The sequence below is a fragment of the Enterococcus sp. DIV1089c genome (genome assembly GCF_050530965.1).
Taxonomy (GTDB): Bacteria; Bacillota; Bacilli; order Lactobacillales; family Enterococcaceae; genus Enterococcus_B; species Enterococcus_B hirae.
Genome location: NZ_CP172888.1, coordinates 1,783,426 through 1,807,168, shown reverse-complemented (window position 1 = coordinate 1,807,168; position 23,743 = coordinate 1,783,426). Strand labels below are relative to the sequence as shown.

At 35.1% G+C, this 23,743-nt stretch carries 31 protein-coding genes and 1 pseudogene; 26 read left to right on the top strand and 6 right to left on the bottom strand.

Features of this window, described 5'->3' with window-relative positions; genetic code table 11:
- Positions 1–78: 78 nt before the first annotated feature.
- Complete coding sequence (locus tag IGL30_RS08550) at positions 79–633, bottom strand: NADPH-dependent FMN reductase (protein ID WP_096708884.1); 555 nt, start codon at positions 631–633, stop codon at positions 79–81.
- Positions 634–971: 338 nt separating this feature from the next.
- Between IGL30_RS08550 and IGL30_RS08545 the strand changes: the two genes are divergently transcribed.
- The 9 genes from IGL30_RS08545 to rplS all read left to right on the top strand — a co-directional run bounded on the left by IGL30_RS08545 (position 972) and on the right by rplS (position 6,323).
- Positions 972–1,172 (top strand): PLDc N-terminal domain-containing protein, encoded by a 201-nt coding sequence (locus tag IGL30_RS08545; RefSeq protein WP_010737914.1) that lies wholly within the window; start codon positions 972–974, stop codon positions 1,170–1,172.
- On the top strand, positions 1,172–2,071 hold the full coding sequence (locus IGL30_RS08540; RefSeq protein WP_063627359.1) for an ABC transporter ATP-binding protein: 900 nt from the start codon (positions 1,172–1,174) through the stop codon (positions 2,069–2,071). Before IGL30_RS08545 ends, IGL30_RS08540 begins: the two co-directional genes overlap by 1 nt.
- Positions 2,068–2,838, top strand: coding sequence for an ABC transporter permease subunit (locus IGL30_RS08535; RefSeq protein ID WP_088745757.1), 771 nt, complete (start codon positions 2,068–2,070; stop codon positions 2,836–2,838). The genes IGL30_RS08540 and IGL30_RS08535 overlap by 4 nt, the downstream gene beginning before the upstream one ends.
- A 100-nt stretch (positions 2,839–2,938) precedes the next feature.
- Positions 2,939–3,214, top strand: a complete 276-nt coding sequence (rpsP, locus tag IGL30_RS08530) for a 30S ribosomal protein S16 (protein WP_010718464.1) — start codon at positions 2,939–2,941, stop codon at positions 3,212–3,214.
- Positions 3,215–3,225: 11 nt separating this feature from the next.
- Positions 3,226–3,474, top strand: a complete 249-nt coding sequence (locus IGL30_RS08525) for a KH domain-containing protein (protein ID WP_317751777.1) — start codon at positions 3,226–3,228, stop codon at positions 3,472–3,474.
- Positions 3,475–3,581: 107 nt separating this feature from the next.
- Positions 3,582–4,424, top strand: a complete 843-nt coding sequence (locus IGL30_RS08520) for a hypothetical protein (protein WP_088745756.1) — start codon at positions 3,582–3,584, stop codon at positions 4,422–4,424.
- Positions 4,425–4,574: 150 nt separating this feature from the next.
- Positions 4,575–5,099, top strand: a complete 525-nt coding sequence (gene rimM, locus IGL30_RS08515) for a ribosome maturation factor RimM (RefSeq protein WP_088745755.1) — start codon at positions 4,575–4,577, stop codon at positions 5,097–5,099.
- Positions 5,089–5,838, top strand: coding sequence for a tRNA (guanosine(37)-N1)-methyltransferase TrmD (gene trmD, locus IGL30_RS08510; RefSeq protein ID WP_025480115.1), 750 nt, complete (start codon positions 5,089–5,091; stop codon positions 5,836–5,838). The genes rimM and trmD overlap by 11 nt, the downstream gene beginning before the upstream one ends.
- Before the next feature lie 137 nt (positions 5,839–5,975).
- Positions 5,976–6,323, top strand: a complete 348-nt coding sequence (rplS, locus tag IGL30_RS08505; protein WP_002286913.1) for a 50S ribosomal protein L19 — start codon at positions 5,976–5,978, stop codon at positions 6,321–6,323.
- A gap of 562 nt (positions 6,324–6,885) precedes the next feature.
- On the opposite strand, the pseudogene IGL30_RS08500 reads toward rplS, so the two are convergent.
- Positions 6,886–8,106, bottom strand: a pseudogene (locus tag IGL30_RS08500) (PTS sugar transporter subunit IIC); the annotation flags it as partial.
- A 9-nt stretch (positions 8,107–8,115) separates the two neighbouring features.
- Between IGL30_RS08500 and IGL30_RS08495 the strand changes: the two are divergent.
- Complete coding sequence (locus IGL30_RS08495) at positions 8,116–8,277, top strand: cation:dicarboxylate symporter family transporter (protein ID WP_430394596.1); 162 nt, start codon at positions 8,116–8,118, stop codon at positions 8,275–8,277.
- A gap of 255 nt (positions 8,278–8,532) precedes the next feature.
- Here the strand turns inward: IGL30_RS08495 and IGL30_RS08490 are convergent, their stop codons facing one another.
- Positions 8,533–9,198: a helix-turn-helix transcriptional regulator gene (locus tag IGL30_RS08490; protein ID WP_010737898.1), complete on the bottom strand. Its 666-nt coding sequence runs from the start codon at positions 9,196–9,198 to the stop codon at positions 8,533–8,535.
- 203 nt (positions 9,199–9,401) lie between these two features.
- On the opposite strand from IGL30_RS08490, the gene IGL30_RS08485 reads away from it, so the two are divergent.
- From IGL30_RS08485 to IGL30_RS08440, 10 genes are all read left to right on the top strand, one after another.
- On the top strand, positions 9,402–9,515 hold the full coding sequence (locus IGL30_RS08485; RefSeq protein ID WP_010718433.1) for a putative metal homeostasis protein: 114 nt from the start codon (positions 9,402–9,404) through the stop codon (positions 9,513–9,515).
- A gap of 116 nt (positions 9,516–9,631) precedes the next feature.
- Positions 9,632–10,066, top strand: a complete 435-nt coding sequence (locus IGL30_RS08480) for a GNAT family N-acetyltransferase (protein WP_249509853.1) — start codon at positions 9,632–9,634, stop codon at positions 10,064–10,066.
- 232 nt (positions 10,067–10,298) lie between these two features.
- Positions 10,299–11,963, top strand: coding sequence for an acetolactate synthase AlsS (gene alsS, locus IGL30_RS08475; RefSeq protein WP_034700787.1), 1,665 nt, complete (start codon positions 10,299–10,301; stop codon positions 11,961–11,963).
- Between the two features lie 12 nt (positions 11,964–11,975).
- Positions 11,976–12,686: an acetolactate decarboxylase gene (gene budA, locus IGL30_RS08470; protein ID WP_088745754.1), complete on the top strand. Its 711-nt coding sequence runs from the start codon at positions 11,976–11,978 to the stop codon at positions 12,684–12,686.
- A gap of 162 nt (positions 12,687–12,848) precedes the next feature.
- The gene (locus IGL30_RS08465; protein ID WP_025480112.1) at positions 12,849–13,334 is read left to right on the top strand and encodes a GAF domain-containing protein; all 486 of its coding nucleotides are present in this window, start codon (positions 12,849–12,851) and stop codon (positions 13,332–13,334) included.
- A gap of 158 nt (positions 13,335–13,492) precedes the next feature.
- A complete protein-coding gene (locus IGL30_RS08460) occupies positions 13,493–13,756 on the top strand; it encodes a hypothetical protein (protein ID WP_010737894.1) in 264 nt (87 codons plus the stop codon).
- 140 nt (positions 13,757–13,896) lie between these two features.
- Positions 13,897–14,301, top strand: a complete 405-nt coding sequence (locus tag IGL30_RS08455) for a MarR family winged helix-turn-helix transcriptional regulator (RefSeq protein ID WP_088745753.1) — start codon at positions 13,897–13,899, stop codon at positions 14,299–14,301.
- A gap of 27 nt (positions 14,302–14,328) precedes the next feature.
- Positions 14,329–14,967: a nitroreductase family protein gene (locus tag IGL30_RS08450; RefSeq protein ID WP_088745752.1), complete on the top strand. Its 639-nt coding sequence runs from the start codon at positions 14,329–14,331 to the stop codon at positions 14,965–14,967.
- 15 nt (positions 14,968–14,982) lie between these two features.
- Positions 14,983–15,270 carry a putative quinol monooxygenase gene (locus tag IGL30_RS08445; protein ID WP_010718425.1) on the top strand — a complete coding sequence of 96 codons (288 nt, stop codon included), beginning with the start codon at positions 14,983–14,985 and terminating at the stop codon, positions 15,268–15,270.
- A 491-nt stretch (positions 15,271–15,761) separates the two neighbouring features.
- Positions 15,762–17,642, top strand: coding sequence for a MucBP domain-containing protein (locus tag IGL30_RS08440; RefSeq protein WP_249509852.1), 1,881 nt, complete (start codon positions 15,762–15,764; stop codon positions 17,640–17,642).
- A 357-nt stretch (positions 17,643–17,999) separates the two neighbouring features.
- Here IGL30_RS08440 and IGL30_RS08435 read toward each other — a convergent pair whose 3' ends face one another.
- Positions 18,000–18,476 carry a hypothetical protein gene (locus tag IGL30_RS08435; protein WP_260221361.1) on the bottom strand — a complete coding sequence of 159 codons (477 nt, stop codon included), beginning with the start codon at positions 18,474–18,476 and terminating at the stop codon, positions 18,000–18,002.
- Here IGL30_RS08435 and IGL30_RS08430 point away from each other — a divergent pair.
- The 5 genes from IGL30_RS08430 (at position 18,448) to IGL30_RS08410 (ending at position 21,078) form a co-directional block, all read left to right on the top strand.
- Positions 18,448–18,843, top strand: a complete 396-nt coding sequence (locus IGL30_RS08430; RefSeq protein WP_088745751.1) for a hypothetical protein — start codon at positions 18,448–18,450, stop codon at positions 18,841–18,843. The genes IGL30_RS08435 and IGL30_RS08430 overlap by 29 nt on opposite strands.
- 67 nt (positions 18,844–18,910) lie before the next feature.
- Positions 18,911–19,153 carry a hemolysin XhlA family protein gene (locus IGL30_RS08425; protein ID WP_088745750.1) on the top strand — a complete coding sequence of 81 codons (243 nt, stop codon included), beginning with the start codon at positions 18,911–18,913 and terminating at the stop codon, positions 19,151–19,153.
- A 15-nt stretch (positions 19,154–19,168) separates the two neighbouring features.
- Complete coding sequence (locus IGL30_RS08420; RefSeq protein WP_002319084.1) at positions 19,169–19,366, top strand: phage holin; 198 nt, start codon at positions 19,169–19,171, stop codon at positions 19,364–19,366.
- Positions 19,367–19,376: 10 nt separating this feature from the next.
- Complete coding sequence (locus IGL30_RS08415) at positions 19,377–20,396, top strand: peptidoglycan recognition protein family protein (RefSeq protein WP_317751779.1); 1,020 nt, start codon at positions 19,377–19,379, stop codon at positions 20,394–20,396.
- Positions 20,397–20,646: 250 nt separating this feature from the next.
- Positions 20,647–21,078, top strand: a complete 432-nt coding sequence (locus IGL30_RS08410; protein ID WP_317751780.1) for a DUF4231 domain-containing protein — start codon at positions 20,647–20,649, stop codon at positions 21,076–21,078.
- 231 nt (positions 21,079–21,309) lie between these two features.
- Here the strand turns inward: IGL30_RS08410 and IGL30_RS08405 are convergent, their stop codons facing one another.
- Positions 21,310–21,567 (bottom strand): hypothetical protein, encoded by a 258-nt coding sequence (locus IGL30_RS08405; protein WP_002295273.1) that lies wholly within the window; start codon positions 21,565–21,567, stop codon positions 21,310–21,312.
- Between the two features lie 162 nt (positions 21,568–21,729).
- Between IGL30_RS08405 and bsh the strand changes: the two genes are divergently transcribed.
- Positions 21,730–22,704 carry a choloylglycine hydrolase gene (bsh, locus tag IGL30_RS08400; protein WP_002287105.1) on the top strand — a complete coding sequence of 325 codons (975 nt, stop codon included), beginning with the start codon at positions 21,730–21,732 and terminating at the stop codon, positions 22,702–22,704.
- Positions 22,705–23,265: 561 nt separating this feature from the next.
- On the opposite strand, the gene IGL30_RS08395 is transcribed toward bsh, so the two are convergent.
- A complete protein-coding gene (locus IGL30_RS08395) occupies positions 23,266–23,571 on the bottom strand; it encodes a DUF5960 family protein (protein WP_088744946.1) in 306 nt (101 codons plus the stop codon).
- Between the last annotated feature and the right edge of the window lie 172 nt (positions 23,572–23,743).

Genomic DNA, 23,743 nt, shown 5'->3' with positions numbered 1-23,743 from the left:
CAGGTCACAACCTTTTTTCGATTGTTTCCTTCATATATGATCTATTTGATTCGACCCATCGCTTATCAAAGCTAATTTTTACTTAGTTAATTTATTTAAAAAATCAAGATAAGCATCTAGAATCGTTTGGAAGAAGCTGAGTGTTCCTTCCACAATATGACCTTCTTCATCAACTAAATTTGCAATATTGCCAATATAAGCTTCAGGTTGTTGTAAGGTAGGAACATTTAAGAATACAAGTGATTGACGTAGATGATGGTTCGCGCCAAATCCACCGATACCGCCAGGGGAAGCAGTGACAACTAACCCAGGTTTGCCGTCCCATGCGCTTTGACCGTAAGGGCGAGAGCCTACATCTAGTGCATTTTTAAGTACAGCAGGAACCGAACGATTGTATTCTGGAGAAACAAAAACAACACCTGCTAATTCCTTGACCTCATCACGGAAACGACTCCATTCAGCAGGAGCATTCTCTGGAGTTTCAAGATCTTCGTTATAAAAAGGCAGATCATCGATCTTTATAAAAACACCTTCATATCCTTCAGGTAGCAAGTTAGCGAAAGCCTCTGCTACTTTTCTATTGTACGAATCCTTACGCAAACTACCTACAAAAAATCCAATTTTTTTAGTCATAAAACAATTCCTCCTTCAAACTTTCTATATTTATCTTACAAAAAATAAGTAAACTCAGCAAATAAAAACACTTGAGGAACATAGCGACTAACTTAACTACTTTTTTCGACTACTTATAGTAGTTATTACGTATATATATTTGCTTCACTTGACATGGATCTTCTATAATTAGTGAATAGAAGTCTTGTCTAAAGGAGTTTGTGTGATTTTTTTAGAAAAGAGTGTAGTACATGAACTTTTGATAAAGAATGTTTCTCATTGAAACATCGGTACACATCATCGCATGACTTGGGGTAACGCAGCATCAAATAAAAAGATGAAATTGGTAGGTGGAACAAATGCATATTAACGAGTTTTTACCATTTTTGATCCCGTTAGTGATCATACAACTTGGGTTATTTTTTTATGCCCTTTATCATATTTTGACTCATACGCATTATCGATTTGGCAGTCGAACACTCTGGATCATCGTAATTCTCATAGGATTTCAATTTGTTGGTCCAATCTTGTATTTCGTGTTCGGTAAGGAGGAGGCATAATGGCGATCCTTGAACTAATCGATGTATCAAAATCTTTTGGTGAAAAAAAAGTGTTGAACCATCTTTCCCTTACCGTCAAGGAAAAGACGATCTTTGGGTTTATTGGAAAAAATGGTGCAGGGAAAACGACAACGATGAAATTGATTTTGGGGTTGCTAAAAAAAGATGCTGGAACAATCAAGGTTAATGATGAAACGGTTCACTATGGTCAAACAAAAACGAATCGCTGGATCGGCTATTTGCCAGATATTCCGATGTTTTATGACTACCTTACCGCCGAAGAGTATTTGCAATTATGCGGGGAAATCACCGAGATGCCTAAACATAAAATCCAACAAAAAACGCAAGAGTTATTAGCGTTAGTCGGATTGGCTCACGAGAAAAAAAGGATTAGGACTTTTTCAAGAGGGATGAAGCAACGTTTGGGGATTGCCCAGGGGTTACTGAATGAACCAAAACTGTTTATTTGTGATGAGCCGACTTCGGCGTTGGATCCATTGGGGCGTAAAGAAATTTTGGATATCTTATTACGTGTCAAAGAGCAAACAACGATCCTTTTTTCCACACATATTCTATCAGACGTGGAACAAATTTGTGATGAAGTGGCTTTCTTAAATAAAGGAGAAATCGTTTTATCGGGCACGGTAGCAGAATTGAAAACCCATCCTAAAAATGAAGGATTTGAAATCCAATTTTCAACTGTGAAACATTCTCAAGAATTTTTATCGCTTTTGCCGGGAGCAATCATGAAAAATGAAACCCTTATTTATCCTGGCAGAACTAACGAAGACTTACTTCGTGCACTATCTTTAATTGTTGATCACAAATTACCGATTCAATCGATTCATCGTTTAGAACCTTCCTTAGAACAAATTTTTATGGAAGTGGTGGACAAATGAAGCAATTACTCGCGTTTTCAAAAAAAGAATGGAAGGAAAATTGGCGTACAGGTAGATTATTACTGTTGCTTTCATTAACGATCATTTTTGGGATCATGAATCCACTGATAGCCAAATTAACACCCTACATCGTTCAATCGATGTCAGAAAATTTAGCAGCATCTGGTATGAAAATCGGGGAAGTCAATGTAGATGCGCTGACTTCTTGGGGACAATTTTATAAAAACATGCCTATGTTTCTTTTATTGTTTTTGTTATTGTTTAGCTCGACCTTGACGAATGAATATCAAAAAGGAACATTGATTAATCTTTTAACCAAAGGGATGGTTCGCTGGAAAATTTATTTTACTAAATGGATCATGGGACAGTTTTTTTGGGCAGTTGGTTTTTGGGGTTGTTCCTTCATTACTTACTTTTATACTGCTATTTATTGGGATAATGAGCTGGTTATTCAATTAGGGACAAGAAGTTTTTATTATTATTTATGGGGTGTGTGGTTATATACTTTATTTCTATGGTTGTCCTCCTTTATTTCTTCTGGCTATTTTGTGCTAGCTTGTGGAGGGTTTTGTGTGGCTGGCTGTTATTTGTTATCTATGTTTACAAAAGTTGCTGAGTATTCTCCTTTTTATTTAACGACAGTTTCGAACGCATTGGGGGAAAGGATTGATTCGAGTAACTATTCTTTTTCTTTAGTGGTAACAGGTTTGATGATTGCTGCCTTTTTAGTGACAGGAATTCTTTTTTTCAATAAAAAAGAGAGTTGAAAAAATTTTTTATTAGCTGTAAAGAAAAAAAGCTTTACAGGGTAAAAAAAAACTGTTACACTACAACTTGTGAATAAAACAATGGAGGTGGAAATATATAATGGCAGTTAAAATCCGTTTAAAACGTATGGGTTCTAAAAAGAGTCCTTTTTACCGTATCGTCGTAGCTGATTCACGTTCTCCTCGTGATGGACGTTTCATCGAAACTGTAGGTACTTACAATCCTTTGAAAGACCCTGCAGAAGTAGTTTTAAAAGAAGATTTAGTTCTTAACTGGTTATCTAAAGGTGCGCAACCTTCTGATACTGTACGTAACATCCTTTCAAGAGAAGGCGTTATGCAAAAACACCACGAAGCTAAATTCTCAAAGAAATAAGGTGATCGGATATGAAAGATTTAAGCGAATTAGTCTTAACAATCGTTCGTCCGTTAGTCACTTATCCTGAACAAATCCAGTTAGAAGTCACTGAGTCAAAAGACTTCTATGAATATAACCTAACTGTGGCTCCTGAAGATATTGGTCGTATCATCGGTAAACAAGGGCGTGTTGCGAAAGCAATTCGTACGATCGTTTACGGGGTACGAACAAATGCACCGAAAAAAGTGCGTTTAAATATTATCGATCATAAGGAATAAAAAAAGCTGTTTCGTCTTGACGAGACAGCTTTTTTCTTTTTGAGGGGACTACTTGGCAAATGAGTATAGAAAGCGTATCCTTAAAGTATAGAAAGGAGTAGATACCTATGAAAAAAGTTGCATTATTGATACCAGCTCTTTTACTTTTAAGTGCCTGTCAAGGGACAAATAATTCTACTGAAACAACTGATACGGCGACACCAGAGACTCATTCAACGAGTCATAGTACTTCCAAAGAAACAGATACTCAATCAACAACCAAAAAGAGTGAAAGCTCTGAGATGTCTGGAAATACAACGGAAACGGCGACTACAAAAACAGAAACATCTACACAGAATAAACAATCACAAACCGCATTTGAAGAACTGAAAGAAAAATACCCAACAACACCGATGCCACAAGAGATACCGATTACAACAGGGAAATTAAACATCGCTGCTGCCGAAACCAAACAGGGCTTTTCGATCTTATACTATGACCTACCCAAAGCCTATGTCTTAAATGCCAAAGAGTTAAACCAAGAAACCCCGATGGCTTCTTATCTTTACCAGTATGGCTTTGCTTCTAGTCAAGAAGCAATTGATGCCTTGCAACCAGTTACGGTTGATACAAACGGCCGACAAGTCGATTTGGGCTATAATATTACTGGCTATCAACAAGGAGCAGCGGGATCTAGTATTCTAGAATGGCAAGAAGGAAATTGGAGTATTCGTGTCCGGGCAAGTAATATTGAAGGACAAGATCCTGTACCGTTAGCCAAAGAAATCGTTGCTTACTTAGAAAAAGCAAGTTTGCCTGCTCCTGAGAAGTACGGGAAAATTACGGTTGAAATGAATGATTCTTCCCAACAAGCTACACAAGTAAGCTGGCAAGAGCCTAAAAATGTTTATACTGTTACCCACAAAGATACTCTTTCCGCATTGAAAATGGCTGTTTCTATGAACCAATAAATGATTGGAAAATGATATAGAAAAGCGAAAAGAAAGTAGAATTGCATATGCACACATGCTAAAATAAGGCAGATACGTCAAAAACACGTTCAGCCATTTAAAAACCATTGTTTGGTTGAAACATGTGTGAAAAGGAAAAGGGGATACAAGTTGACTGAATATTTAAATGTTGGAAAAATCGTAAATACTCAAGGGATCAAAGGAGAAGTGCGCGTCATTTCTACCACAGATTTTCCAGAAGAACGATATAAAAAAGGTGCTGTACTTACCTTGTTTCAAGAGAAGAAAGCGCCAATTGAATTAACCGTCAAAAGTCATCGTAAACATAAAAATTTTGACTTGTTAAGTTTTGAAGGGCATCCTTCAATCAACGATGTTGAAAAATATCGAGACGGTATTTTAAAAGTTTCAAAAGAAGAAACGATCGAGTTGCCAGAAAATGAATTTTATTATCATGAGATCATTGGAGCAAAGGTCGTTGAGGAAAATGGAAATGAATTAGGTAAAATCAAAGAAATTATTTCACCAGGTGCTAACGATGTTTGGGTAGTCCAACGACCAAAGAAAAAGGATGTTTTGCTTCCTTATATTGATTCAGTGGTTAAAACAGTTGATTTAGAAAATGGGGTCATTTACGTCGAGATTCCAGAAGGATTGATCGATGATGAAAATTGATGTCTTAACACTCTTCCCACGAATGTTTGAAGGACCAATGGGTGAATCGATCATCGGTAAAGCGGTCAATAAAGGATTGTTAGAGATCAATGTTTCTAATTTTAGAGACTATTCCGATAATAAACATCAAACGGTCGATGATTATCCATATGGTGGCGGGGCAGGGATGTTGTTAAAAGTCCAACCTATCTATGACAATATCAAAGCAATTGAACAAGCAAATCCTGAAACAAAAAAACGTGTGATTTTATTGGATCCAGCTGGTAAACGATTTGATCAAGCGATGGCGGAAGAATTTTCGAATGAAGAACATTTAGTATTTATTTGTGGACATTACGAAGGCTATGATGAACGAATCCGTTCGCTAGTTACGGATGAAGTCTCTTTAGGTGATTATGTCTTGACTGGTGGCGAACTTGGCGCAATGGTGATGATTGATGCAACAGTCCGCTTACTACCGGACGTTTTAGGAAATCAAACATCCGCTCAAACAGATTCTTATTCAACGGGATTATTGGAACATCCTCAATATACACGGCCAGCAGAATTTAACGGGATGAAAGTCCCAGAAGTTTTAACAAATGGAAACCATAAATTGATTGAAGAATGGCAACTGAAAGAATCCTTAAGAAGAACCTATCAACGCCGACCTGACTTATTGGAACAATTATCAATGACTCCACAAATGCTGAAATTGTTAGAAGAAGTCAAAAAAGAAGAATCAGACGAAATAGAATAAGAAATATCAATATGACTCTTTACACTAAATTGATAGTATGATAGTATCTTATGGTAAGTGCAAAAGCACTTAACTATTACGATGTTCCGCTGTGAGGGAAAACTCATAAGAATGTTTGGAATAAGGAGAAAAGATCAATGAATCCATTAATCGAAGAATTAACAAAAGAACAACTACGTTCTGACATCCCAGCTTTCCGCCCTGGTGACACTGTACGTGTTCATGCGAAAGTTGTCGAAGGTACACGTGAACGTATCCAGTTATTTGAAGGTGTTGTAATCAAACGCCGCGGAGCTGGAATCAGCGAAACTTATACAGTACGTAAAGTTTCTAACGGAGTAGGTGTTGAACGTACATTCCCATTGCATACACCACGTGTTGCAAAGATCGAAGTCGTTCGCTACGGTAAAGTACGTCGTGCAAAATTGTACTACTTACGTGCATTACACGGAAAAGCTGCTCGTATCAAAGAAATCCGTCGTTAATCTATCGTTATCTGATAGTGGAAGAACCCTTGATTTTCAAGGGTTCTTTTTTTGTTTATTTTTATAAGCGATAAGTCTAGATTATTTGACATTATAGATTTGCAAGAGTGGCAAACAAGGAGCAAAAAGTCGAGTCACTTTGGTATATCTTAAATACACGTCAATCAGATGACACGATGACAGTCCTATTCATACCAAAGGGGCGACAGATCTGGTAGGTGAACGTAATCAGCTTATCAAGTTTATATGTACTACACGCAAACGCTATGCGTATTAATGAGATCAGAAAAAAATCCTGCTAGAGAGTGTCTAAAAATATAAATTTCGACAGTCCTTGAATAATAAGAACCTTTTTTGAATGTTTTTACTAACAATCGTTTTGTCATTGGCAAGTTAACTGAAAATGAGACTGAAGAATCTGTTCTGATTCATCAGTCTCATAATTTCAACTTATTCAAAATGCAACGATGATCCCAAATGTCGGTTGTTAAGAGAATTGAGGACGTTTTTTTACATATTTACTAAACGAGAAAGGCCACTTTTTTAGGAGCGGAGGTGTCAATTATGGATTAGTGATTTCAGCTTCCTTTTGAGCCATTTTTGCCGTTACGTGTTCATCAATTCGTAGGAATGGTAGATAGATAAATACGCTAACCGCAATGATTAGAACTTGCAATACTGCTGCTCGCCAATCTCCACCTGTCGCAAGGAATCCTGAAATAACTGGTGGTGTGGTCCACGGTATCTGAACTACCACATGATTGATTAAGCCGGCTGCAGTCGCAAAGTAGGCAGTTACTAACGAGAAGATTGGTGCTAACACAAACGGAATAATTAGACTCAAGTTAAATACGATCGGTAATCCAAAGATGATCGGCTCGCTGATATTAAACATCGCTGGTGTTACCGATAGTTTAGCAAAGTCTTTATAATTTTTTCGACGACTGAAGATGAAAATCGCAATCAATAAGGCGATCGTATTTCCTGAACCACCCATAACAGCAAAAGTATCCTTGAAAGCCATGTTGATAATATGTGGGATGTGTTCATGGTTTGCATAAGCTGCCATATTTTCTTGCATGTTTTGTAATAAGAACGGATCAAGTAAAGAACCTGAAATTACAGCTTGATGAATTCCAAAACCAAAGAATAAATTGGCGATTGATGTGATTAAGATAAAGCCAGGTAAACCAGTTGTGATGTGACTTAAAGGTCCCGTGATCGCTTTAGTGATCAAGCCATTTACGTCCATGTTGAATAACTGATTGACAGCGAAAGATAGAATCGCAAAACCAGTAACAGTAATCATGATCGGGATCAATACATTGAATGACTTCAACACTGCGGGCGGGATATTTCCAGATAGTTTGATTTGCAATTTTTCATTTGTAGATAATTTAATGAATAGCTCAGTAGCTACTAATCCAACAAAGATTCCGACAAACATTCCTGATGCACCTGTATGGGAACCTGGAATAACTCCGGTTACTTCAATCGCTTTTTTTGTATTTTCCGGAGTGAACATCATTTTCATTGGTGTTAAAACGATGAAAGTTGAGATCGAAACTAAAACCGCTGCGATATGATTTGTATAATTTCTGCTAACACACATATGATAAGAAACTGCAGCTACAACTAATAGCGTCGTAATACTCAATGTTCCATTGGCGATCGACATGCCAATTTCTTGAACTTTCATTAATGTTTCGGGTTTAACAATTTTACCCATAAAACCAGTTGGTTCTAAGATAACGTAATTAATCAAAGTCACGAATCCAGCTAACTCACAAGTATTGGAGCGATATTTGGTATCGATCCGATTGTTGATATGGGACGTACCATGTTGAACGTCGCAGGCTCAATGGTTTCTGCGATTATGGTAGATAAGTGGGAAGGAACATTTGATAAACAAGCGTTTTTGGCACCATTGAATAAAAAAAATGAAGAAGAGTAATAGACAATGGGAAAAGTTATGTGTTCAATTAGTGATCAAATGATATCTAGGTAATAATTTGATACCAACTCGCGGATTAGATCGTTTTTACTATAGCTTTCGCCTGTTTCAAAAGTGAAACAACCAAGAAATAAGACGGCACGCCTTAGTGAAGAGGAGTGCCGTCTTTAGTTTCAAAGCCCATCATGTCTGAGAAGCTGTTAAAAAAATGCTTGCTTATTGTCATTGGAGGTAACCGATGCTTTCGCAATCTCTTTACTTTTCTCCTTCAGCAATCTTCAGGTAACGATAAACGCTGGGATCTGATATGTTGAGAATCTTAGCCACTTGTGAAACAGCGCCTTTGATTTGGAAGATTCCTTTTTCATTTAATTGGCGAATGATTTTAATTTTCAACTCTTTATTTAAAGGAGTCTGTTTGTCCAAGAGATCGGAGGGGACGATAGAGTAGATAATCCCTTCAATGGTTTCTTCCAAGATCTCAACGGATTCGGGGAGGTGATTTGTATCAAACACTGCAAGTGGTTGTTTTTCTGTTGATAAGCCAGCTAATGCGAGTATCTCCTTTGAGAGTGACTGATATTTGCTGATATCTTGATTAATGCAAAGTAATCCGACTATCTTCTGCTGATCATTGCGTATAAAAAAAGTGGCACCTCTTAATTTTTTCCCGTTGATTGTTTGTGCATCATAGTTGACTAAATAATCTTGTTTAAGATATTTCTTTGAGCGCACCATTTCTAAAGCGAAACCAGTAACAGGAGAATGGATATCTCGTCCACTTATATGATTGTTTTCAATGGCAGCGATATGAAAATGACCTTCTTCTAGATGATGAAGAACCACTTCATAGTTTTCCCCTAAAGCTTGTCCGAGGAATTTGACCAGGGATATATATAGCGTTAATTGAGTGTTATTCATTTTCTCACCTTGATAATTTTTTGTTACTTTATAATACCATCTTTGTTTGCTGTTTACATTATAAAATAATCGTTATTTCATTTTATTTTTTATTGACAAATTTTTTGGGTGAAGTTATATTTTTTGTATAAATCGTAATCATTACTATTTGAGTTCGTGAACGGTTTATTTGATAAAAATAGACTTGAAAAAGGGAGAAAGCAATGGAAAAACAAGACTTAGCGAGTGCCTATCGTCGGTTAAAGAGTCCGAACATCAAAACAAAAAAAAGAGCACTGAAAATCATCCATCAATACAAGCGTAATAAAAATAAGTAAAAACTATCATTTGCTAAAAAACGTGTTTGTTTTGATTAGTGATCTTATCAGTAGATTCTTGTCTTAAAAATTTGAACTGGTATAATAGTTTTTAAACAAAAAAAGGTGTGTACTATATGATCCGTTATTCTATAGCAGCTAAAGAAGATTTACCTCGCATCGTGGAGATTTACAATCAATCGATTTTAACGAAACAATCAACTGCCGATGTAACGCCCGTAACTATCGAGGATAAATTGGCATGGTTTGAAGCCCATGATCCTAAGAAACGTCCGCTATGGATCATGCAAGAAGCAGGGGAAATCATTGGCTGGATCAGTTTGAGTGATTTTTATGGACGACCAGCATATGATCAAACGGTAGAAATCAGTATTTATATTGATGAGACCTATCAACATAGAGGCATTGGGCAGTATGCTATGGACTTTGTAGAAAAACAGCTCCCTGGCTTAGGTATTGAGACCGTGCTAGCCTTTATCTTCGATAGTAATCAAGCGAGTCAACGTTTATTTGAAAAAAATGGTTATTGTTTATGGGGGGCTACTGCCTGAAGTTGCGCAAATCGATGAGAGATTGCTTGGGTTAGCTATTTGGGGAAAATCGTATCGCTAATCAAATAAGCTGTAGTTTCATGAATTTTTCTGAAACTACAGCTTATTTTTCATATTACTACACAAATGAAAAAATTTGTGTTACACTCTTTTTGTGAAACAGTTTGTAAAACTGTACTAATAAAAAAGTGTTTTTCGAGAGAATGTTTAATGAAAAGGGAGTAATATTGTAATGGATGATGAAATGAAACAAGGTTCTAGAGCTGTAGTAGAAAGTTTAGCAAATCACCAAGTCGAATATGTTTTTGGGATTCCAGGAGCAAAAATCGATGGGGTGTTTAATGAGTTAGAAGATCAAGGACCAGAATTAATCGTTACGAGACATGAACAAAATGCCGCTTTTATGGCTCAAGCAATTGGACGGATCACAGGCGAGCCAGGTGTCGTCATTGCTACTAGTGGTCCTGGAGCTAGTAATTTAGCAACTGGGCTAGTGACCGCTACGGCTGAAGGTGATCCGGTTCTTGCAATTGCAGGACAAGTCAAACGAAGCGATCTACTTAAATTAACTCATCAAAGCATGGACAATGCTGCTTTATTTCAGCCAATCACTAAATATAGTGCAGAAATTCAAGATCCAGAAACAATTTCAGAAGTGATTGCCAATGCTTATCGAATGGCTAAAAGTTCGAAAAAAGGAGCAAGCTTTATTAGTATCCCACAAGATGTGGTAGATGCGACTGTAAAAAATGAAGTCATCAAACCTCTAAAAGATCCACAATTAGGTTCTGCTTCTGCTGGCGATATCGATTATTTAGCGGAACGTATTCAAGAAGCGAAATTACCTGTTTTATTAATTGGGATGCGAGGTTCAAGTAAAAAAGAAACAGCAGCGATCCGTAGATTAGTAGAAAAAACAGGCTTGCCGGTGGTGGAAACTTTCCAAGCCGCTGGTGTGATTTCTAGAAAATTAGAAAACTATTTTTTTGGCAGAGTCGGTTTGTTTAGAAATCAACCAGGAGATATGTTATTGAAACGAAGTGATCTAGTGATTGCGATTGGGTATGATCCAATCGAATATGAAGCAAGAAACTGGAATGCTGAAAAAGATGCTCGAGTAATCGTTATTGATGAAACACCAGCTGAGATTGATTCTTACATGCAACCAGAAAGAGAATTAATCGGGGATATCTCTGAAACATTGGATCTGTTGACGGATTCTTTAACACCGCATCAAGTGTCACGTGATGCGAAAGAATACTTAGCCTTTTTGCAAAATAAATTAACTGAGCGTGATATTGTGCCAACAAAAGACCGCGAAGGAATTTTACATCCTCTAGAAGTCATTAATACACTCCAAAATAAAGTGACAGATGAGATGACTGTTACTGTAGATGTAGGTAGTCACTACATTTGGATGGCACGTCATTTTAGAAGTTATGAAGCAAGACATCTATTATTTAGCAATGGGATGCAGACACTAGGCGTTGCTTTACCATGGGCAATCTCTGCTGCATTAGTACGTCCTAAGACACAAATCATTTCGGTATCTGGTGATGGTGGTTTCTTATTTTCTGCTCAAGATCTAGAAACAGCTGTTCGTAAAAATTTGAAGATCATTCATTTGATTTGGAACGATGGTCGTTACAATATGGTAGAATTTCAAGAAATCATGAAATATCAACGAGCTTCCGGTGTGGATTTTGGCCCGGTTGATTTTGTAAAATATGCGGAAGCTTTTGGTGCTAAGGGGCTTCGTGTGACCTCTGTCGCTGAGTTGGAACAAGCAATAGAAGAAGGATTTAAAACGCAAGGTCCAGTTATCATCGATATTCCAATCGATTACCGTGACAATGAAAAACTTGGTGAAACGATTTTACCAGATCAATTCTATTAAGGAGATGCTAAGATGAGTGAAAGAATACTTTTTCAACATGGAACACTAGGAGCATTGATGGCAGGACTAATGGATGGTACTGAGACGATTGAACAGATACTCAAACACGGGACTTTAGGTTTGGGAACGCTACATGGATTAGATGGGGAAGTCATCTTCCTAGATGGTGAAGCTTATCAAGGACGTTCCGATGGAGTAGTTGTTAAGCTGACAGGAAAAGAAACCACTCCTTATGCAGCAATCACCCCATTCATTACAGATGAACGTTTTGAAGTCAAAAATCAAACAAAAGGCGAAGAATTAAAACAATCAATTTTAGCCAGTCAAGCAGGAAACAACTTATTCTTAGCGATAAAAATTACTGGGCTGTTTAAAACAGTCCACACACGTATTATGCCAAAACAAGAAAAGCCTTACCGAAGATTAGCAAAAATATCAGAGTCTCAACCTGAATTTCATGAAACAAATAGTCAAGGAACGTTAGTTGGATTTTATACGCCAGAACTGTTTCAAGGAGTAGCAGCTGCTGGATTTCATTTGCACTATATCGATGAAGCTAAACAATTCGGAGGGCATGTCATTGATTTTGAGCTGACAAAAGGCACTGTCGAAATCAGTAAAATCGAAATACTTGTTCAACATTTTCCCAGCGATGATCCAACGTTTATTGGAACGACAATAGATTATGCAAACTTGGAACAAGAGATCCAGCAAGCAGAATAATTTTCTAATGAGTCCATGCTAAAAATTAATAATGAAAGTATTTTATATTTGAAGGATGTTCTTTTCCCGTCTTTCTGTCTAGTAAGGTCAGTTTTTTCTCAATGACTAGTCAGCAAATCATTTCTAAGCTATAATTTTTTCATAGAAGGAGTGGTTGAGATGTTGTGGACAGAAAAGCAAAAAGAAGATGCCTATCAAATTTTATTATTACAGCAAAAAGGATTATTAGAGGCAGAAGATCATTGGCTAGCAAATTTAGCGAATTCTTCTGCTCTGTTGAACGAGACATTACCAGAAACAGTTTTTGCAGGTTATTACCTATATAATGGCGAAGAATTGATTTTGGGTCCATTTCAAGGTCGTGTTTCTTGTACTAGGATCACAATGGGAAAAGGGGTTTGTGGTGAGTCAGCACAAACAAAAACTACATTGATCGTTGATGACGTTAAGAAACATGAAAACTATATTTCTTGTGATTCTGCAGCTCAATCTGAAATCGTTGTGCCCATGATCAAAGAAGGACATCTGATTGGCGTTCTAGATATTGATTGTGGTGTAACAGGCGGATACGATCATATTGATCAAGAATATCTTGAGAAATACGTAGAAATGCTTATTGATATCGTGCCTTTAGATGTTATTTCTTAAAAAATTCAATAACTTTAACAAGTGAAATCAAAAGAACGCTCGAAATAGTCGTTCTTTTGATTTTTTTCTAAAATTATAATGGTTTTTGGTTTTCATAATCTAATTTTAATGTTATTATCATTTTATAAAATGTTAGAACGATTAAAGGTGGATGAGATATGAATAACGAAGAAATCATTTTGGGACAAAAATATGCGTGTAAGCCAATCGGTTTAAAGCATGTAGTAGTAGGTGAAGTCATTAATAAATTAGAAAATTGTATCGTGTTATGTGTGGAAAAATACCAAGAAAGTGATCATGAAGAAATATTAGAAAAATGTGGGAAAGTGGTTGCGAAATATGCGGATGTATATGATTTAACTACTATAGAAGCCATTTTTGAAACTTCTTCAAAAATTTATGAACCAGCGCTTGTCTCATAAATAAAAAATAGTTTAAAAGAGAAAGAGGAATAGCTTTCTCTTTTTTTTGTTATTCAAACTTTTATGCTTTACAAGTCTCACTAAAACATTTATATTATTGATAAGTCAATAATTGACAAGTCAACGGAAGGAGGATGGAGATGGATTTAAGAAAACTCAGTCAGTTACTCTATAAAATCAAAATTATCAGTCAAGAAGGATCAGCTTTGTTCGAGAAAGAAACTGGATTCAGTTTGACGAGATATGAAATGCTGATGTTTTTATGGGAAAAAGGCAAATGTTTACAAAATCAAATTCAAACAGATCTGAAAATAGACAATGCAGCTATCTCTAGACATTTGAAGATATTGGAAGAAAAAGACTATGTTTCACGAAAACGCAATCCAGCGAATAATCGTGAAGTATTTGTTCTACTGACGGATACAGCCAAACGAGAACTGGCTAAGTGTGAAAATAATCATCAACAGTCCGCTGACTCTTTGTGCATTTCGTTGACCGATGAAGAAATCACCGAACTAACAAAATTATTGAATAAACTTTATTAACTACATTAGGAGAAAGAAGAGAGAGAAATGAGCAAAGAATTAGTAAACAATGATTTTTCAAGTGTTGTATTTGGAAGAAAATCCGTTCGTGTATATGATGAAACGGTTAAGATTTCTCATGAAGAAATGTTAGAAATGATACAAGAAACAACAACAGCACCATCTTCAGTTAATATGCAACCATGGCGTTTTGTGGTGGTAGAAAGTGAAGAAGCAAAAGCAAAATTGAAACCATTGATCCGTTTTAATACGAGACAAAATGATACTTCATCTGCAATGGTCATGATCTTTGGAGATATGAACTGCTACGAATATGGGGAAGAAATCTATGACCAAGCAGTAGCAGAAGGTAAGATGCCGGCAGAAGTCCGAGACCAACAACTTGCTGCGATCCTTCCTTATTACCAAAACTTTACACGTGAACAAATGAATGACGTTGTGAAAATTGATGCTAGTTTAGCTGCAATGCAATTCATGCTAGTTGCTCGTAGTCACGGCTATGAAACAAATCCAATCGGGGGATTCGAAGCAGACCAATTGGCTGAAGCTTTTGATCTCGACAAAGAACGTTATGTTCCAGTGATGATCTTATCTGTTGGGAAAGCAGTAGAAGAAGGGTATGAATCTGTTCGATTGGCTCCAGAAAAAATTACAACTTTTAAATAAAGCGAGTGTGGAAAAATGATCGTTATCAATGCAAAATTTTCAATCAAACCAGAAAAAAGAAATGAATTTCTTGCGGAAGTCAATGAACTTGTTGCAAGTACAAGAAAAGAAGACGGGTGCTTAAGCTATCAATTGTACGAATCAATCGATATTGAAAATGAATTTGTCATGGTTGAAAATTGGCGTGATCAAGCAGCGATTGAAGGACACAATCAAAGTCCGTTACTTCAACAATTATTTAAAAATATGAGTCAGTATAGTAGTAAGAAGACAGAAATAAATGTTTCTCAAACAGTAAACTAATTTTTTTATTAAAGAAGTTATGTGTTAAATCTATTTTTTAAAATGTATCTAAATAATTTCCAGTTCGTCATGGTAAAATGATTAATCATTTACCGTGACGGGCTTTTTTTGTTAATCAATCATTTTTACTAAATAAACAGAATCGGATTTTAAATAACGTTTGTGAATTTTTTTAAGAATGTAAAAATCATAATTTTAATTCCTTAACTAGATATTTTTTTATTTTAACACACAGAAAACCTTGGTTTAATAATAAAATAATCTTGCGAATCTTATATGTTACAGGTAACATTAATATGTAGGTTAAACTACTACTGTTTATTTTAAATAACGTTTTTTAAGGAGGCGGATAATCGGATTCAAGTACATAAATAAAAGTAACCAACCTTAGAATAAAGTAAGAAAAAGCTAGGTTAGCCAAATTTCAAATATAACTGGGGGAGCAGATAAATTAAATGACGAAAAGAAAGCAAAATAAAAAAATAAAAAAAATGAAAACAATTATCAACTCAGCATTGCTGATGACCACTGTAGTGGGGTTGCTAGCACCTAACGTATTGGCAGCATCCAACGCAGTAAGTGAAATCGAAATGATTGATGAGGTGCAACCACCATATGATTCAGGAACATTGGACCTATCCATGCCTGAACCGGAAATAGGACGGGTATCTGTCATTGGGGTAGATGTAGATACACAAAAAGTACTTTGGTTTTCAGAGGAATTCGGTTTTGTCGGAAACAATGTAACCTTATTCGCTGAAATTGTAGAAGGGTATGAATTGATCTCTCCAGATAGAGTGACTATTTATATGGAAACGCCAGAGATATATCACAATTTTTATTATAAAAAAATTGAAGATAGTCCTGAAGAAAGCTTCTCATCAGTCACTGTGCAGTATTTACATAATGAAACTGGTCAACCGATTGCCGAACCTACGGTAATTAATGATTTAGAGATTGGAACAGAATACATAGGAAATGCACTGGTGATTGATGGCTACACGATCGTAGGGCCTGAAACTTATACAATCAATGTTTCCGAGGATCCAAATAGCAATATCATTACTTTCCGTTATGATGAAAATCCAGTGACTAAAGAAAAAGCAACTGTAACTGTTAAGTATATTAATGAGAAGGGGGAATCGATTGCTGAAGATAAAATAATAAGTGACCTGGAAGTCGGCTCTACACATACAGAAGAAGCGTTACTTATCGAAGGATACGAATTGCTGAGTACCAAAGTCCAAACGATAGAAATACAAAGCGAAGGCAATATCATTACATTTATATATGAAACTAAGGAAACAACGCCGCCAGAAAATGAAAAAGCCGATTTGACTGTGAAATATATTGATGAGCAAGGTCAAACGATTGCTAATGATAAAATAATCCAAGACTTAGAAGTCGGCTCTACATATACAGAAGAAGCGTTACTTATCGAAGGATACGAATTACTGAGTGCCAAAGTCCAAACGATAGAAGTACAAAGTGATGGCAACACCATTACATTTATATATAAAGCCAAAGAAACATCACCGTCAGAAAATGAAAAAGCCGATCTGACTGTCAAATATATCGATGAGCAAGGTCAATCAATTGCGGAGAAAAAAGTAATAACTGATTTAGAGATTGGGAAGCTTCACAAAGAAGAAGCGTTGCTAATCAAAGGATATGAACTAGTTAATCCGAAGTTAGCGATACAAGAAGTCATGATTGAAAAGGGAACAAACACGATCATGTTTATCTATAAGAAAATCAAAACAACAGTAGCGTTAGCAGAAAACGTTGCTTTCATTTATGGTACAGAAGGAAAACAAATGACGGCGGTTATTCCAGGAGGAACAACGATGTACGTTGTTTTGAACGGGGAAATCATCGGAAAAGCCAAACAAGAAAAGGTCAATTCTTCTCGTTTAGTAGATGTAAAAGTAGAAGAACCGACGACGATTTATTTATCTAAAGCTGTAGCAAATGGGGAAACAGTTCAATACTATACAGAAAATGAAGCCGGAGAAAAATCAGTCATCTCAGAAATTACACGCCAAGAAAAGACGGATCAAACAAATAAACCAACTGAGAATGATGACAACAAACAAGATCAAAGTAAAGTGGATACCACAACTGAAACGAATAAAAATAAAGAAAGTACCGAAAAGAAAGAATCAAATCAAACGTCAACTTCAAAAAATGGTAGCACCACAAAAAATAATTCTACAGGTACGACCAAAACCACCGTATCTGGAAAAGCTACTTTACCAAAAACAGGAGAGCAACAAAATCGCTTATTGCGCAGTTTAGGAATGGCACTTTTAGTAACGGTAATGGGGATCAGTTACATATTAAAGAGAAAAAATAGAATAAAACAAGATTAAAAATCATTCAATGAAAAATAACTAAAAAAACACAGACCTCCAGAAGTATCTAGATACTTCCGGGGGCCTGTGTTTTTGTTCTCGCTTCCTATTTACTGGCAGTGATAGCGGACAGGATACTCATGTTTTCGGGATCGGATAAAACCGTCAATTATTTATTGATCTATGTGAGTAAACTTTGTCATAATGACTGAGAAATAACCAAAATCTAACTAATTCAAGGTTGCTTATTGTTCAAATTATGCGCTTTATATGTATCAGTCAGCAGGGAATGCTTAGATTCAATCGTTAGTATAGGAAAATGTTCAGAATCATTCAATTTTATAATGAGACTAGATAATAAAATTTTATCTTTCATTACTTGGTATTTTTTTTGTAAGGGATAAGCACGAGATTTTTTGTCTCCGTAGTTTCTTCCTCGCTTAAAGGAGTGAGAATAATCGTTTCATTCTTCTTACTGACTTTGTAAGACATGATGTCACTTTTAGACCAAAGTTCCTTCCAAGTCATTATATCTCCTTTAATCGTATAACGAAACTCTTCTTTTATATGCTTACTGAATTGTTTGATAAATTTCTTCATATGTACACTATTGGATTCATCGTCTACAGAGTAATCGATACTTGAAAAATCTAAGTTAAAACTAGCTTTACGGTTAGAAAAGGTAAGGGTCATTTTGGGATCATCAGTAGAGTCCGTCCCTTCAATTACCCACGCATTTGCTTTTAGATCCTTAACTAAACGATTCCACGAACATGGTTTATTAGTCTCTGTATGGACTTGCCCTGATGATAAGTTTGGCGCAATGGAAGACGCTGGTGTTGATATTATCACAACAAATAGCCGTTCTGGCGATTTAAGGTGGTCTCAACTAACGTTAAAGAATGGATACACTGGTGTAACATGGGCTGGGTATTTACCACCATACGTCGAAGAAATCAATAAAGGTTTAGTGCGTTTAAGCTGTACTGTAACTGGTGGATCAAATAGCCAAAACACTGTAATTGCAGAATTACCTGAATGGGCTCAACCTTATTTAAACAGCGCAGGTTTGGGTATGGTACGTACTAGCTCAAGCATTAACAAGTGTAGCGTTGATGTAATTGGGAAAATAGCTGGAACACCCAGATTTGTTGTTGGATTAGGTTGGGAAAGTCGAAGTTCTTGGGCAATGATCAATATTGATTACAAAATTTTATAAATATTAATAACATTTTATTTATTAGACACTCATTTTGAGTGTCTTTTTATGAAAGGAGGCTAGTTGGTTGAAAGACGAAGCAATACAAGACGTGGTAGAACGCTTAGTGCGTATTGAAACGAAGTTAGATAATTACGAGTTATTACGCGAAAAAGCGGAAAGTGCAAAAGATAGAGCGGATCAGGCATATTCTATTGCGCTTAATAATGTAGAAGATATCAAGGAAATGAAGAACAATAATAAATGGGCTTGGGGCTATATGATTGGCTTAGGCATTACAATCATTGGCTATTTCTTGACTAAATTGTAAAGGAGGTTAGAAGAAATGATTTTACCAGATAAGTATTATCAAATCATTAAATGGACGGTTTTAACAGTTTTACCAGCTGCATCTGTTTTAGTAGCCACGTTAGGAAAAGCGTATGGATGGAATGGAACAGATATGACAGTACTCACTATCAATGCAGTAGCAACATTTTTAGGCGTTATCACTGGTGTGTCGGCTTATAATTTGAAAAAATAGGAGGAAACAAATGAAAAAGAAAATTACTGTTACTGCGATGAGCCTATTAATGGCTCTTTTTTTATTGCCAATTAACGGGTTCGCCTATACGATCAACAATGGATTTAATTTAGGTGTAAATGAAGGTAGCTCTCAAGTAGCAAATAACCAATATATTCTATTGCATGAAACAGCAAACGAAACTGCGACAGGACGAAATGAAGCGCAGTATATGCAACGTTCATGGACTAGTGCTTATACTGCTTATATTGTGGGAGACGGTGGAATTGTTTACCAAGTCGGACAACCTGGTTATGTACAGTACGGTGCTGGTTCATATGCTAATGCCAATAGTCCTGTTCAGATTGAGTTACAACACACACATGATAAAGCAATTTTTGAAAAGAACTATAAAGCATATGTTGAATTGGCAAGAGATTCAGCAATGAAATATGGTATTCCATTAACATTAGACACTCCTTATAACCAACCAGGAATCAAATCGCATTTATGGGTAACACAAAATATCTGGGGCGATCATACAGATCCTTACGGTTATCTTTCTGAAATGGGCGTAAGTAAAGAAAAATTAGCATATGATTTAGCTCATGGATTTACCGATGAAAATCCAACTACTTCAGATGATAAACCAGTCATTGATCCAACTAGAGCAGGTGCTGCAAATCCTACGCTGACAGATGGAACAAATTACGCCCACATTGATCAGTTCGGAGAAATCGAAAACGCAAACTTGCATGTAGCAGGATGGCATATTGCTAACTATAAATACGAGTATATTTTCATTATGGACTACAATACTGGGAAAGAATTAGTTCGAGTAAAAGCTGATGGAATATATAGACCAGATGTAAATCAAGCTTATAATACTTCTGGAAATGTTGGTTATCATGTATCTTTCAATATGCGTAACTTCCCTAATAAAAAAGTTTACGTAATGATGCGTGCGACAAACGATCCAGAAGGAAATACTAAGGGTGGAGCACAAGATTTTCATGACAAGCGTTGGTATTTAAATATTCCACAACGATAAAAAATTCCCCCCTCTTTGAGGGGCGGTACATAAAAATTTATTATTTAGATTCTATAAACATGTGCAACTTATCTAACAAGAAAGTATATATTCTACAGAAGTAAACAAATAGCTTATATTTTAGGATGTACACAAATTGACAAGTATAATAAAACTTTGATAAAATACAAATGTTTTTTTATTTTTATGTGTGATTAGTTAGAACTTACTTAAATCCTATTATAATATTTTTGTTAATGATTTTAATAAAATGATTGGAGAGAAAATGATGGATCAAAAAGCGTTTATCGAATCTATTGATTCTACAATCGATAGATTAAAAAAAGAAATTCGATTTTATAATAGAGTAATTGGTATCGGAAATATTATAAAAATAGTCTTATCAGCTAGTATCCCAATATTAATTGATCAGGCTTCCGAACACAGGTCTTTACTATTGATTGTTTCAATTGCTTCAGCAATAATTACAATTATACAAAGTGGGATGTCTGCATTTAATTATCAAGATAAAGTACAGACTTCGGCAGAGTTATTAATGAAAATTGAAAAAGAAAAGTTGTTATATATAACGAAAACATCCCCATATAATAAAACAGATGAAGAAAATTTCCATTTAATCGTTACAACCCTTCAAACTGAATTAAATGATATTATCTCTGATTTTAATCAAGTTAATAACTAAAAATTTATTTAATTAGAAAGTAGTGCAGATAATACTAATTGTACAATTAAGAAAAGAGATAAGACTTTACATTCCTAAAAAAATGTAAAGTCTTATCTCTTTTCTTAATGCTATAAATTCATAATAAGATTATGGACAATAAATTTAAAATTTATTCAGACTGTAGACAAACTCCTAAATTTAGAGTGTTGTTTGCAGTCTGACGACTCAAAAATGAGTCGTATAAATCAATTATAGTAATAAGTCATTGATTTCTTTAAATTCTTTATCAAGTTCTTTTTCATCATATTTTTCATATTTATCAGCTTCATGAAGAACTTTTTTAATTTCATGAATAGCCTTTCGTTCAACTAACCATTTTTTTAGGTTATGTTTTTTTTCTGGATTTTCAGATAACGTATCAAGTTCGTCTAACTCTTTATCCAGTTTATTGACAACAGAAACAATTTTGTTTACAACTTTTTCTTCTTTGTTTTCTAAATTTGACATTTGTCTTCACGTCCTTTTTATTTGATAATTTAAGTATAGAACTTTGATATAGTTTATACAAATAGAAACGCTTCTTCGTGTATTCTGTGATTTTCTTTTGAAATGAGGAAAACTTTGGAGTAAAATGAACGTGGACAGAACAATATTTAGGAGGAATAAACTATGTGTACGTCTATTACTTATGTAACAAGTGATCATTATTTTGGAAGGAATTTTGATTATGAAATATCTTACAATGAAGTAGTCACTGTTACTCCAAGAAATTATAAGTTGAATTTTCGAAAGGTAAATGATTTGGATACTCATTATGCAATGATTGGTATTGCCGCTGGTATAGCTGACTACCCTCTTTATTACGATGCGACAAATGAAAAAGGATTGAGTATGGCTGGGCTAAATTTTTCTGGGTATGCTGATTATAAAGAAATACAAGAAGGGAAAGACAATGTATCTCCTTTTGAATTTATTCCTTGGATTTTAGGACAATGCTCAACAGTAGGAGAAGCTAAAAAATTGTTAAAAAATATCAATTTAGCAAATATAAATTATAGTGATGAACTTCCTTTATCCCCTTTACATTGGCTATTAGCTGATAAAGAAAAATCAATTGTCATTGAAAGTATGAAAGATGGACTTCATATATATGATAACCCTGTGGGCGTTCTTACCAATAATCCTTCATTTGACTATCAATTATTTAATTTAAACAATTATCGTGTCTTATCGAGTGAAACTCCTAAAAATAATTTTTCAAATCAAATAAGTTTGAATGCCTATAGTCGCGGTATGGGAGGGATAGGCTTGCCTGGAGATTTATCCTCAGTATCTCGTTTTGTTAAAGCGACTTTTACGAAGCTGAATTCTGTATCTGGAGATTCAGAGTCAGAAAGTATTAGTCAATTTTTCCATATCTTAGGTTCAGTAGAACAACAAAAAGGTTTGTGTGATGTTGGTGATGGAAAATATGAATATACAATTTATTCTTCTTGTTGCAATGTTGACAAAGGAATCTATTATTATCGAACATATGAAGACAGTCAAATTACTGCAATTGATATGAATAAAGAAGACTTAGATAGTCATAAGTTAATTAGTTATCCAATTATAGAAAAACAACAAATTAAATATATAAATTAGTTAATGTGTTGTGATTGATTATTTAATATAGATATAATACAAAAAGGCAAAGATATTTTCAAAACATTTTTTCTTGATGTGATATCCTTGTCTTTTTTGTAATGTTTTTAACTTATTGCTTTTGCAAAATTTATTTACCTGTTTTCTGGATCAACGATAGTGTATATTATGCTATCCTTGTTTGGATTTTAGGACGTTTAAAGAGGCACTTTTTTACATAACTTAATCCATAGACATAGACCTTTTAAGCATGCTGTGAGATAATAATAAAGAAGAGTTTAAAGCGCACCCCAAACCACTTCCCCATAAGTGTGTTACGCTTTAAACTCTTTTATATTTGAAGCCATTAAAAAGCATACCATATAACTGTAAAAAATAATGGGAAAAAGACTTATAATTGGAGTAGTAGTTAATTAGTGACTTATTTTTGATTTTATAGCACTGATACTATAAAATATAGATATCGTCATATTACACAATCTTAATACTAACTTAAAAATATTTCCTTTTATAAGTATGGTGATAAAATCCGTTCCGGGCTACCTTTTTAGGTAGCCTACTTTAATCTTTATACCTTTCTGGATCAACGAAAGTATACTTTATATAGTCATAACGCCGATGATCGCTTCGTGCGTCTGGCACGTCAGTCACGATATCAAACAAAAAGTATACGTCTTTCTTCATTCTAGTTTTTGCAGCAGGGATTTTAAAGTAGTTCTTATTAGAATAATAGAGATTAACTAGCAGGCTAGTTTCAATTGCTAAAAAGACTACTTCAGTATCCCAGACTTTATATAAATCTTTGACAAATTTTTCTGATGGATCGTATTTAAACCAAAGCAGATGTTCCTCTAGCTCGATTGTCATGTTTTTCACCTCAACGAAAGTATACGAACTAAAGTTCTTTTTGTAAAGTTAAGTAAGTTGCATATATAAAGTATGCAACATGAAAGAATGTATTTTTTGAATGCCATTTTGAATGCCATTTATAATTATTTAACGAATTTTAGTGAAAATAAAAAACGCTCAAACCCTTGTT